The sequence below is a fragment of the Lutibacter sp. genome, from assembly GCF_021647475.1.
Classification (GTDB): domain Bacteria; phylum Bacteroidota; class Bacteroidia; order Flavobacteriales; family Flavobacteriaceae; genus Lutibacter.
In genome coordinates, this window is sequence record NZ_JAKIUR010000015.1 from 44240 (window position 1) to 54407 (window position 10168).

7 protein-coding genes are annotated in these 10168 nt (G+C 28.7%); 4 read left to right on the plus strand and 3 right to left on the minus strand.

The window, feature by feature from the left end; all coding sequences use genetic code 11:
* Nucleotides 1–33: 33 nt before the first annotated feature.
* Both L3J60_RS05455 and gdhA read right to left on the minus strand, forming a co-directional pair.
* Nucleotides 34–3078: a PEP/pyruvate-binding domain-containing protein gene (locus L3J60_RS05455; RefSeq protein ID WP_291974480.1), complete on the minus strand. Its 3045-nt coding sequence runs from the start codon at nt 3076–3078 to the stop codon at nt 34–36.
* Between the two features lie 115 nt (nt 3079–3193).
* Nucleotides 3194–4537: an NADP-specific glutamate dehydrogenase gene (gene gdhA / locus L3J60_RS05460; RefSeq protein WP_291974481.1), complete on the minus strand. Its 1344-nt coding sequence runs from the start codon at nt 4535–4537 to the stop codon at nt 3194–3196.
* Nucleotides 4538–4765: 228 nt separating this feature from the next.
* Between gdhA and pheS the strand changes: the two genes are divergently transcribed.
* The 4 genes from pheS (at nt 4766) to L3J60_RS05480 (ending at nt 7930) form a co-directional block, all read left to right on the plus strand.
* Complete coding sequence (gene pheS / locus L3J60_RS05465; protein WP_291974482.1) at nt 4766–5785, plus strand: phenylalanine--tRNA ligase subunit alpha; 1020 nt, start codon at nt 4766–4768, stop codon at nt 5783–5785.
* A gap of 102 nt (nt 5786–5887) precedes the next feature.
* Nucleotides 5888–6427, plus strand: a complete 540-nt coding sequence (locus L3J60_RS05470) for a GNAT family protein (RefSeq protein ID WP_291974483.1) — start codon at nt 5888–5890, stop codon at nt 6425–6427.
* A 3-nt stretch (nt 6428–6430) separates the two neighbouring features.
* Nucleotides 6431–6832, plus strand: a complete 402-nt coding sequence (locus tag L3J60_RS05475; protein WP_291974484.1) for a hypothetical protein — start codon at nt 6431–6433, stop codon at nt 6830–6832.
* Between the two features lie 21 nt (nt 6833–6853).
* The gene (locus tag L3J60_RS05480; protein ID WP_291974485.1) at nt 6854–7930 is read left to right on the plus strand and encodes a lactonase family protein; all 1077 of its coding nucleotides are present in this window, start codon (nt 6854–6856) and stop codon (nt 7928–7930) included.
* Nucleotides 7931–7945: 15 nt separating this feature from the next.
* Here L3J60_RS05480 and L3J60_RS05485 read toward each other — a convergent pair whose 3' ends face one another.
* Nucleotides 7946–9868: a PAS domain-containing hybrid sensor histidine kinase/response regulator gene (locus tag L3J60_RS05485; protein WP_291974486.1), complete on the minus strand. Its 1923-nt coding sequence runs from the start codon at nt 9866–9868 to the stop codon at nt 7946–7948.
* Nucleotides 9869–10168: the final 300 nt, after the last annotated feature.

Consider the following 10168-nt stretch of genomic DNA (forward strand, 5'->3'; position numbering starts at 1 on the left):
AAAAGGCTGATTTTTATCATTTTGATATTTTTGTTACATAAATCCATCAGGAGGTAAATCATCCAATAAATCTTCATTTTTGGTCTCAGTATTATCTTTTAAATTAAAATTCTCTTTAAATATTGCAGCCTTATTATCTTTTCCTTCAATAATAATTGTTAAAGGGTTTTTAAATGTGATGTGACGTAAATATTCATCTTCATATACTGCTTTTTGGTTGTTTAAATAATCTAAGTCAAAAAAACCATCATTTAAAAATGGATTAATCGTAAAATAACCCACTCTAAAAGAAGTTAAATTTTGAAAGAAATGTGTTCCTTGGCTTGGATCAATTCTAAAATCGTGCAAACCAGCTTCTACAATTATTTTTGCAGCAGATATTTGAGGCCAAATAACAGGAATTCCCAACCAAGGATCACTAGAACCCCAGCGGCCTGGACCTACTAAAATATATTGTTTGTCTTTTTTTAAAAACTTTTTATTTATTTTTTCTACGGCACTTGCAATTTGCCTTGTGTTAGATGAATTAAAAGTTTCAGGTTTTACGTAAACAAAATCTTTAATATGATCGTAAGTTCCGTTACCTAATGCAGATTTTGAGTATATAATGGTATCTTTTTCATTGAAATTTTTAGGAAGTTCATTTTTATTTTCAATACTTTCTACAATTGGACGAATTTGCAAAAAACTAAAAATCCTAGGCTGACCTTTTGGGACATCTAAATTTATGGCAAACTCAATTTCAATAGGGTTTCGCATTTCTCGTTGTCCTATCCGTAATAGTTCCTGTAGAATTTCTGGTAAAGGAAAGGTCCCATATTTTAACACATTATCAAAAGTAATTACACGAATTCCATCGTGCATTATTCCAGGTTTAATAATATTATTTTGAAGGTCATACGTTGAAGCCACAAATTTTAAGGAATTATGATTTTTTGCAGCTCTTATGCTAATTTTCTTTTTATTAATGCCTTCATTTGTCGAAACTTTATAGCTATCTGGATTTAAATCAAGCCCATAAAAATACTTTTGAGTATCTCTTTGGGAAGAGCTAGGAGAAGAAAGTTGTAATACTTTTTTAGGATGATAAGGCGAAAAACGTAAGGTTTGTCCGCCACCAACAATAATTTCACCTAAACCTAAAGCTATATTAGCAATTCCCTCATTTGGTTTTTCGTTGCCAATTGGATAAAAATTGATGGAACGAGCCACTCCTGAAATATTTGGATAGTAAACATCACCATATTCTTTTCCAGTTAATTCTTGCAAAATAACTGCCATTTTATCTTCTTCAATAGTATGAGAAGTTGCTTCTAAATAGGATTTACTATTTTGATAAAAGGAAGATGCAATAACAGATTTAACAGCGTTACATACCATTTTCAACATTTTTTTCTTATTAGAATGTGGAATCATGTAAGTGGCAAAAACACCAGCAAAAGGTTGATAATGAGAATCTTCCAGCACGCTTGATGATCTTACCGCAATAGGTCTTTTAATGACATTTAAAAATGCTTCAATATCATTTTTCACCCATTTAGGTAGCGGTTTTGAAATAAATTCATTTAATATTTCTTCATCGGAGTTAGATTGTACTACAAAATTTATTAAATCATGTTTCTCTATAAATTCGTCAAAAATATCAGTACTTAAAACTACGGTTCTTGGAATTGATATGAATACATCTTTATATTTATCAAATAATTTATGACGTTTTAAAAAGGAATCAATAAAAGCCAAGCCTCGACCTTTACCTCCTAAGGCTCCTTCACCTATTCTTGCAAACCCTAGATATTCATCATATTTATTTTTATCAAAATTAGCAATAACACCTCTTGATTGGTAAATTCGATAAAGTTTTATGGCTTTAATTAAAAAATCTCTGATTTCTTCAGGATGTTCAAAATCATTATATTCAACCTTACTAAATAAATTTGCTAAGGAAAATAATGCTCTAGATTTTAACCATTTAGAGTATTCACTTCTTTGTGCATGATATTTTATAGATTCAAGAGAAACAATAGATAATGCTTTTTGAAAACTATTTAAATCTTTAACTTTTGCAAGTATCTTTTTCTGCTCTGGATCCCAAAATTCAAAATCGCCAAATGAAAAATATTTAGTAATGTATTTTTTAATATCGGTACCTAAAGTATCAGAATATTTATATAAAAATTTGCCTTTGAGTTCAAGTGCAGTTTTTTTATTTTCAATATTAGATGATTGAATTAAAAAGGGGAAATATCGGTCTAATTTGCGGACATATTTTAGGAAGGCAAATCCAGCCTTAGGGTTTCTTTTTCCTCCTTTAAAGTAATTTACATCTGAAATTACTCCTAATAAATTGTGTTTATATTTTTTAAATAAACCTATTCCATTTTCATAGTCAGTAGCCAATAATATTTTAGGACGACCACGCATTAACATCATTCTTCTGTGTTCATTTAAGCCTTCAGACATAAGTGAACGAGTTTGTTTCATTAAAATTTTGTAAATAATTGGCAAATACCGAGAATAAAATTTTAAAGAATCTTCCACTAATAAAATGGCTTTTACTCCAATTTTATTGATATCGTATTTAGCGTTCATTCTGTCTTCAGTTAGTTTTATAATTGCCAAAAAAATATCGACATTACCATTCCAATGGAAAACAAAATCTATAATACCTGTATTTCCACTTTTTAATTTTTTTCTTAATTCTGAAGAGTATAAACTTAACGCTGCTATTGGTACTTCTGGAAATGCATCTTTTATTTGTTTGGAAGTCTCAAAAGCTTTATAATTGCCAATATCTAACCAAGTTATAACTAAATCAAATTTATTGGCTTCCATCATTTTTATAGCTCTTCTGGCTGAGTTGGCGTGGGTAAAACTAGGTGGATAGCGTAAATTTAAGTCGGTATATTCGTTAAAAATGCGTTCATCAATTCTACCATCTTCTTCCAACATATAATAGTCATAATTGGAACAAACAATTAAGATGTTATTTATTCGATTTTGCATTAACCTATTAAAAGCAACATCTTCAAATTTATAGGTTTTTAAATCGGGTAATCGGTTATTTATTTTATTATCCATACTAAAGGATTTCCTTATTTTAAATTTCCCCCTAATTTAATGTGTTTTTATGCTTTTAACCAAAAAAAAGGTTGCTAATTAGCAACCTTTTTAAAATTATAAAATTAGTTTGTTCTTAAACAATTCCTTGTGCAAGCATTGCATCAGCAACTTTAACAAAACCAGCAATATTTGCTCCTTTTACATAATCAACATAGCCATCACTATTTTTACCATATTTAACGCAAGATTCATGTATGTTTTTCATAATTTCATGAAGTTTGTTATCTACTTCTTCAGTAGTCCAATTAAACCGCATTGAATTTTGACTCATTTCTAAACCGGAAACAGAAACGCCACCAGCATTTGATGCTTTACCGGGTGAAAATAATATTTTATTAGATTGAAATATATGAATTCCTTCAGGTGTAGTTGGCATATTTGCTCCTTCAGCAACACAAATTACGCCATTTGCAACTAATTTTTTTGCTGCAGATCCGTCTAATTCATTTTGGGTTGCACAAGGTAAGGCTATATCACATTTTACACTCCAAGGTTTTTCACCTTTAAAAAATTTAGCGGATGTATATTTTTTAACATATTCATTTATTCTACCCCGTTTTACATTTTTTAAATCTAAAATAAAAGCTAATTTATCGGCATCAATACCATCTTTATCATAAATATAACCTGAAGAATCGGATAAGGTAACTACTTTACCACCTAATTGGGTTGCTTTTTCACAGGCATATTGTGCTACATTTCCAGATCCAGAAATTACAACTGTTTTGCCTTTAAAACTTTCTCCTTTGGTTTCTAACATGTTTTTTGCAAAATATACATCGCCATAACCTGTGGCTTCTGGTCTAATTAGTGAGCCGCCAAAAGCCATTCCTTTACCTGTTAAAACCCCACTAAATTCATTTTTTAATCGTTTATATTGCCCATATAAATAGCCAATTTCACGTCCGCCAACACCAATATCTCCAGCAGGAACATCAGTATCGGGGCCAATATGCCTAAATAATTCGGACATAAATGATTGTGAGAACTTCATAACTTCATTATCTGATTTTCCTTTAGGGTTAAAATCAGAACCACCTTTTGCACCTCCCATTGGTAAAGTAGTTAATGAGTTTTTAAAGGTTTGTTCAAACCCTAAAAATTTTAAAATACTTAAATTTACTGATGGATGAAAACGCAAGCCTCCTTTATAAGGTCCTATTGCAGAGTTAAATTCAATTCTAAAGCCTCGGTTTACTTGGGTTTCTCCTTTGTCATCTACCCATGGAATTCTAAAAATGATGGTTCTTTCAGGCTCAACCATTCTTTCGAGTAATTTTTTGTCTTTATATTGAGGTTTTTTTTCAATAAAAGGAATAACAGTTTCTGCAACTTCTTGTACAGCTTGTAAAAATTCTGGTTCATTTGGATTACTCTTTTTCACCAAGTTCATGAACGCATCTATTTTAGATTTCATAATTTAGGTTTAGATTTTTTAAAGGTTTGTTAAATTATTACTCAAATATAATTAATAATGTAATAAAACTAAAGAAAACTGATTAAAAACAGTTGTTTTTTTTACTATGACGAAAACGTTTTCGTCTTTTCTTAAATATTTAATTTTTTTTATCCTTTTCAAACACCTTGTTCAATGAATAAAAACCCAATAAAATTGTTTAAATTTGCAATCTAATTTTTATGGAAGATGATAGATAAAGTTAAAGAATTTCTTGCAGAAGTTTCTGCATTTAATGCGACGACTTCAGAAGAAATAGAAACTTTTAGAATTAAGTTTTTAGGAAAAAAAGGAATTTTAAACGATTTGTTTGCTGAATTTAAAAATGTAGCTACTGCTGATAGAAAAGAATTTGGACAAGTTTTAAACTCTTTAAAAAATAACGCTCAAGAAAAAGTAAATCAACTTAAAGAATCTCTTGAAAATAATCAAGAATTAAAAGGAATTTATGGCGATTTAACAAAACCTGAAGAACCAATTGAATTAGGTGCTAGACATCCAATTTCTATTGTTAAAAATAAAATAATTGATGTTTTTTCTAGAGTTGGTTTTAATGTTTCGGAAGGTCCTGAAATTGAAGATGATTGGCATAATTTTACCGCTTTAAATTTGCCAGAATATCACCCTGCTAGAGATATGCAGGATACTTTTTTTATTGAAAAAGATCCTGATATTTTATTAAGAACGCATACTTCTTCTGTTCAGGTTCGTTATATGGAGAGTCATAAACCACCAATTAGAACTATTTCTCCAGGTAGAGTTTTTAGAAACGAAGATATATCGGCACGTTCTCACTGTATTTTTCATCAAGTGGAAGGATTGTATATTGATACTGATGTTTCTTTTGCTGATTTAAAACAAACACTGTTATACTTCACTAAAGAAATGTTTGGTAAATCTAAAATTAGATTGCGTCCTTCGTATTTTCCATTTACAGAACCAAGTGCTGAGGTTGATATTTATTGGGGATTAGAAACTGAAGTTGATTATAAAATTACCAAAGGTACAGGTTGGTTAGAAATTATGGGATGCGGAATGGTAGATCCAAATGTGCTTAAAAACGCTAATATTGATTCTGAAAAATATTCAGGATATGCTTTTGGAATGGGAATTGAACGAATTGCCATGCTGCTTTATCAAATTCCAGATATTAGAATGTTTTATGAAAACGATATTCGCTTTTTAGAACAATTTAAATCTGTTTTGTAAGAATAACCAATCCTTAAAAAGTTTTATTCTTAATGTAATTCATTTTCTTATTTGTGTAAGATTTTCTGAATTTTCAAATGCGGTAATAAATCAATATTGATAATGGTAAAAATCACAATTGAAACGGAACGCCTTCATTTAAAACCACTTGAAAGCAAGGATGCCTCAGCATTATTTGATTATAGAAGTGATGCTATTACAAACAAATTTCAAGGTTGGATTCCTGAAAAATTAGAGGATGCTTATGAGTATATTAATAAAACTACTTCCGAATTTAATGTTGTAGATTCTTGGTTTCAGCTGGTCATTATTGATAAAAATTCTAATCAAATTATTGGAGATATTGGTGTACATTTTTTAGATGCTGATAAAAAACAAGTTGAATTAGGAATTACTGTAGCTAAAATTCAGCAGAGAAAAGGATTTGCAACGGAAGCATTAAAAGGAATAATTACTTATTTGTTTGATACATTTAATAAACATAGAATTACCGCATCTATTGATCCAGATAACAAAAATTCTATTAAACTTTTTGAACGGTTAGGTTTTAGGAAAGAAGCTCATTTTAAAGAAAGTTTATTAATTAATGGAGTATGGAAAGATGATGTAATTTTTGCCATACTGAAAAATGAATGGAACTGAAAAATGAAAAAAGATATTCAAATACCTGAAGTTTCTAATGTTTATGTTGCTGTTGCAAAAGAATACAACGAAGTATTTAAATGTGAAGATTGGAATGCTTATATAATTAACACAAAAGAGGTTGACTTGGAAATGATTTTGATTGTGTCTAAAGGTTATAATGAAGATAGAGGAATTAAAACTGCTGTATTAAGACATAAAATTGAAAAATTACCAGCCAATTCTTTCGCTAAAATTGAATTAATTCAAAATGAAGTTTTAAAGCTAACTAATTTTTTTGATATTACTTTTTTTGAAGGGAATAACATGTTTGAAAAAAAATATGTTTTTGAAAAAGGAACTATTAAAGAAGGAAATTTACGACAAATTTCAGTGCTTAATAAACGAGGTATTTTGGCTAAATAATTAACATTAAAAATTTATTTTATGAAATTTTCTATACTATTACTTTTCTTAAGTTCAACCTTAATGTCTCAAAATATAAAGTTATATGTGGGGACTTATACCAATGGTGAAAGCGAAGGAATTTATTATCATGATTTTAATGTAGTTACAGGTTTTTTAACTAATAAACAATTGGCAGCAGAAGTTAAAAACCCGTCCTATTTAACTTTTTCATCAAACAAAAAATACTTATATGCGGTTAGTGAAGTAGCTGATTTTGATAAAAACAAAAGTGGTTATGTAAATGCTTATGAAGTTACTAAAAACGGTTTACTTAAATTCATCAATAAAGTAAGTACTAATGGTGCAAATCCTTGTTATATTGAAACAAACTCAGCTAATAACTTAGCTGCTATTGCAAACTATACAGGTGGAAATATATCAATTCACAAAATCAAAAAAAATGGTAAAATCAAAAAAGCTTTTCAAGTAATTGATCATAATATTGCTTCTAAAAAAGCACATCCCCATTTTGCTAAATTTTTTAAAAACAATTTGTTAATTGCTGATTTGGGTAGGAATTTTTTGGTAAATTATAAAATGGATACTCAAAATAAGGAGCATTTTTTATTAGATAAAACTTATGCCATAAAAAACAACGCGGGTCCTCGGCATTTTGTGATTTCAAAAAACGAAACGTTTATTTATGTTATGAACGAGTTGAGTTCTTCTATAGCGGTTCTTAAAAAAGAAACTAATTCCTACGGTAGTATTCAAAACATAAGCACTAGAAACAAAAAATATACTGGAAAAAATTCTGGAGCTGAAATTTGTTTATCTAAAAATGGACAATTTTTATATAGTTCAAACAGAGGAGAAAATAGTATTGCTGTTTTTAAAATAGATACAAATACTGGAATGCTTCAAAAAATACAATCTATTGCTACTTTCGGGAATTGGCCTCGTAATTTTACAATTGCTCCAAATGGAAATTTTTTATTGGTTGCCAATAAAATAAGTAATAATATTAGTGTTTTTAAAGTAAATAAAGAAACAGGGAAATTAACTTTTTTTAGTAGCGTAGAAAGCCCAAATTCCACTTGTTTGGTTTTTAAATAGAAATAAAAAAGCTCGTTAATTTAAGTATTTTTTTAATATTTCCTTTATTCTCTCTTTATGTAAAGGTTTTGAAATAAAATCTGTACATCCACTTTCTAACGCTTTTTTCTTTTCATTTGAAGTTGAATAAGCGGTTTGTGCAATTACAATGGCGTTTGGATGTATTTTTTTTATTTTTTTAGTTGCCTCAAAACCATTCATAACTGGCATTTTTAAATCCATTAAAATCAAGGTGATGGTTTCATTTTTATCTTGTTGCACTATTTCAACAGCTTCTTTTCCATTTTTAGCATGAACGATATTGCAATCTTCAAAATCATGAATTATAGTTTCAAGATATAATACATTTACTTCTTCATCTTCTACAATTAAGACTTTGCATTTATTTTTATTAATTTCTTTTTTAGTTTTTTTTGATGAGTCTTTAAACGGTAAGGTTAATACAAATTCTGATCCTTTCATAACTTCAGAGGTCACTTTTAAGATTCCTCCTAATAACTCTGCATTTTCTTTTGCAATAGAAAGCCCTAATCCTAAACCAGAAGCATTACTGTTTAACGGGTGTTCATTAGCTTGTGTAAAACGATCAAAAATAACATTTAATTTAGATGGTAAAATTCCTATTCCTGTATCTTTTACATAGATTTTAAGATTGTTTTTTTCTAAATAATAACCAAGTTCTATAAATCCTTTATTGGTGTATTTTAGTGCATTTTCAAGGAGGTTACTAATAATTTTATGCAATTTGGCACTATCAGTTTCAATACTGCTATCTTCATCCGATAGCGGAGTTTTTAAATATAGTGGGGTTTTATTTTCTTTTGCTTTTGCATCAAATATTGAAAACAATTCAACCATTAAATCATTTAAGCACACTTTTTCGTTTATTACTTTTACTTGTTTAGTTCCTAATCTTGAAATTTCTAAAATATCATCAATAATTCTAAGTAATAATTTACCGCTATTTTGAATAATTTTGATAAAATGTTGTTGTTTTTCAAGTGATAAATTTGGATCTCCTAACAATTCTGAAAAACCTAAAATTCCATTCATTGGAGTTCTAATTTCGTGGCTCATATTGTGTAAAAATTCCGATTTTAATCTGTTGCTTTCTTCAGCTTGTTCTTTGGCTTTTACTAACTCTTCTTTTGCTTTAGTTTCTTCGGTAACATCTTTAAAAGTGCAATAGGTTTGTTTAAAGCTACCATCAGGATTATAGCCAATGCACCCTTCGAATGAAATAGTTAAATACTTTCCATTTTTATGCCGAATTTTAAATGGGATGTTATGTACGTATCCTTTTTTTTTAAATTCAGAAAAGTTTTTTCTAAAATAATCTACATAATCTGGGTGTAAAAAATCTCCAAACCAATTACCTAAAACTTCTTCGCGTTTATATCCTAAAGTATTTAACCAAGCAGGATTAAAATCAATAAAATTACCATTCTCGTTTAATGATTGATAAGATAAAGGAGCATTTTCGTATAAAGCTTTGTATTTTTCTTCACTTTCAATAAGTTTATCATTTACTTTTTTAAATTCCGTAATATCTCTAGCAATACCCAAAACTTCTTTTTTACCATTATTTTCTAATATGGAAACTCTAATCTCAACTGGAAAAGTGCTTCCATCTTTACGTTTATGTTTCCCTTCAATAGTTATTGGTTTATTAGGCTTTAAACTATTCCATAATTTTTGTTCATCTTCAAGAGAAACATAAGTAGCATCCAAATCTCCAACTGTTAAAGCCAATAATTCTTTTTTACAATATCCTAGATTTTCACAAGCTAACCGGTTACAATCAACAATATTTCCCGATTCAATATCGGCTAAAAAAATAGCATCACCGGCAAGATCAAATAGTTCATTAAAATGAAGATTTTTGTTAGATTTAAACTTAGGTGTATCTTTTTTTTGAATAGGAGTATTAGTTTCCATTGTTAGAGTAATTCATTTAGCAATCAAAGAATTATCTTATAAAATTACATATTATTTTCTATTAAAAATATGAATTGTTCTTTTTTTTATAGCACTAAAATTATGTAAAAGAAATTATAGCTTTAAAATAGTATTAACCTGAGTTCGACCTAAGGATTTACTTTAAATAACTAAAAATCAAAATTTCATTGCGAAAATTATAAATGTAGTGCCATAATTTGAAGTAATCTTTTCATAAAAATGAGATTGCTTCCTCATTTCGCTTTGCTTCATTCATCGCAATGACGTAGCTTGTTGATT